This window comes from Leifsonia sp. HAY1-4F, from assembly GCF_056755275.1.
The window spans coordinates 1-319 of the sequence record NZ_JBNDHX010000230.1 but is presented as its reverse complement, the minus strand read 5'-3'; the positions used below and the strand labels follow the sequence as shown (position 1 = coordinate 319).

Genomic DNA, 319 nt, shown 5'->3' with positions numbered 1-319 from the left:
AGCCAGTGGATCAAGCTGCCAAGTCCGTGCCGGTGGTCGGCATTGACTCTGCCGCCGATTCCAAATCCTTCATCTCGTTCCTGACAACCGACAACACGCAGGGCGGCCGCATCGCCGCCGATGGTCTTGCCGCAGCAATCAAGGGCATGACCGGCAAGGAAGAGGGCGAGATCGCCATCATCACCAGCCTGCCGGGCGTCGGCTCTCTCGACCAGCGTCGTCAGGGCTTCCTGGAACAGGTCAAGAGCAAGTATCCGGGCCTAAAAGTCGTCGCCGATAAGTATGCGGACGGTCAGGCCACCACGGGTCTTAACATGAT

1 protein-coding gene is annotated in these 319 nt (G+C 60.5%); it reads left to right on the top strand.

Annotated features, from left to right (window positions below; translation table 11 throughout):
• A partial coding sequence (locus ACPYOG_RS19335; protein WP_481295754.1) for a substrate-binding domain-containing protein occupies positions 1–319 on the top strand: 319 nt, incomplete at both ends.